Here is a 2,500-nt window from a genome sequence, read left to right on the forward strand (position 1 = left end):
CGAATGATTTCCAACCATTCTGAGGGAACCTTTGGGCGCCTCCGTTACCTTTTAGGAGGCGACCGCCCCAGTCAAACTGCCCGTCAGACACTGTCTCCGATAGGGATCACCTATCCGGGTTAGAGTGGCCATAACACAAGGGTAGTATCCCAACATCGTCTCCTTCGAAACTGGCGTCCCGATCTCATAGACTCCTACCTATCCTGTACATGTGGTACAGACACTCAATATCAAACTGCAGTAAAGCTCCATGGGGTCTTTCCGTCCTGTCGCGGGTAACCTGCATCTTCACAGGTACTAAAATTTCACCGAGTCTCTCGTTGAGACAGTGCCCAAATCATTACGCCTTTCGTGCGGGTCGGAACTTACCCGACAAGGAATTTCGCTACCTTAGGACCGTTATAGTTACGGCCGCCGTTTACTGGGGCTTCAATTCATACCTTCGCTTGCGCTAAGCACTCCTCTTAACCTTCCAGCACCGGGCAGGCGTCACCCCCTATACATCATCTTACGATTTAGCAGAGAGCTGTGTTTTTGATAAACAGTTGCTTGGGCCTATTCACTGCGGCTGACTTAAAGTCAGCACCCCTTCTCCCGAAGTTACGGGGTCATTTTGCCGAGTTCCTTAACGAGAGTTCTCTCGCTCACCTGAGGCTACTCGCCTCGACTACCTGTGTCGGTTTGCGGTACGGGTAGAGTATGTTTAAACGCTAGAAGCTTTTCTTGGCAGTGTGACGTCACTAACTTCGCTACTAAACTTCGCTCCCCATCACAGCTCAATGTTATAGAACTAAGCATTTAACTCAATTCACACCTCACTGCTTAGACAGACACTTCCAATCGTCTGCTTTAGTTAGCCTACTGCGTCCCTCCATCACTACATACTCTAGTACAGGAATATCAACCTGTTGTCCATCGGATACACCTTTCGGTCTCTCCTTAGGTCCCGACTAACCCAGGGCGGACGAGCCTTCCCCTGGAAACCTTAGTCTTACGGTGGACAGGATTCTCACCTGTCTTTCGCTACTCATACCGGCATTCTCACTTCTATGCGTTCCAGCGCTCCTCACGGTACACCTTCGCCACACATAGAACGCTCTCCTACCATACCTATAAAGGTATCCACAGCTTCGGTAAATTGTTTTAGCCCCGGTACATTTTCGGCGCAGGGTCACTCGACTAGTGAGCTATTACGCACTCTTTGAATGAATAGCTGCTTCTAAGCTAACATCCTAGTTGTCTGTGCAACCCCACATCCTTTTCCACTTAACAATTATTTTGGGACCTTAGCTGGTGGTCTGGGCTGTTTCCCTTTCGACTACGGATCTTAGCACTCGCAGTCTGACTGCCGACCATAATTCATTGGCATTCGGAGTTTATCTGAGATTGGTAATCCGGGATGGACCCCTCACCCAAACAGTGCTCTACCTCCAAGAATCTTGATGTCGACGCTAGCCCTAAAGCTATTTCGGAGAGAACCAGCTATCTCCAAGTTCGTTTGGAATTTCTCCGCTACCCACAAGTCATCCAAGCACTTTTCAACGTGCCCTGGTTCGGTCCTCCAGTGCGTCTTACCGCACCTTCAACCTGCTCATGGGTAGGTCACATGGTTTCGGGTCTACGACATAATACTAAGGCGCCCTATTCAGACTCGGTTTCCCTACGGCTCCGTCTCTTCAACTTAACCTCGCATCATATCGTAACTCGCCGGTTCATTCTACAAAAGGCACGCTCTCACCCATTAACGGGCTCGAACTTGTTGTAGGCACACGGTTTCAGGTTCTATTTCACTCCCCTCCCGGGGTGCTTTTCACCTTTCCCTCACGGTACTGGTTCACTATCGGTCACTAGGGAGTATTTAGGGTTGAGAGATGGTCCTCCCAGATTCCGACGGGATTTCACGTGTCCCGCCGTACTCAGGATACTGCTAGGTACAAAGACTATTTAAAATACGAGGCTCTCACTCTCTTTGGCTGATTTTCCCAAACCATTCTTCTATAATCTTTGAGTCCACATTGCAGTCCTACAACCCCGAAGAGTAAACTCTTCGGTTTGCCCTCCTGCCGTTTCGCTCGCCGCTACTAAGGCAATCGCTTTTGCTTTCTCTTCCTGCAGCTACTTAGATGTTTCAGTTCACTGCGTCTTCCTCCTCATATCCTTAACAGATATGGGTAACAGGTAGTACCTGTTGGGTTCCCCCATTCGGAAATCCCTGGATCATCGCTTACTTACAGCTACCCAAGGCATATCGTCGTTTGTCACGTCCTTCTTCGGCTCCTAGTGCCAAGGCATCCACCGTGCGCCCTTATTAACTTAACCTTATTTTTTGACCTTTCAGTCATAAACTCTTATTAATACTACAGCGTTTTCGGTTTATTTTCTTGTTACTATTTGATATAGATATTCAATTTTCAATGTGCATTACTTGGTGATCTCTCACCAATGGAGCCTAGCGGGATCGAACCGCTGACCTCCTGCGTGCAAAGCAGGCGCTCTCCCA

General features: G+C 48.8%; 1 tRNA gene and 1 rRNA gene (1 of these 2 cut by a window edge). Both read right to left on the reverse strand.

Features of this window, described 5'->3' with window-relative positions:
- Positions 1 to 2,319, reverse strand: a 23S ribosomal RNA gene (locus QM857_RS09160); the annotation flags it as partial.
- 124 nt (positions 2,320 to 2,443) lie between these two features.
- Positions 2,444 to 2,500, reverse strand: a tRNA-Ala gene (locus QM857_RS09165); it runs 16 nt beyond the window's last position.

The organism is Streptococcus infantis (genome assembly GCF_047463315.1).
Lineage (GTDB): Bacteria > Bacillota > Bacilli > Lactobacillales > Streptococcaceae > Streptococcus > Streptococcus infantis_AB.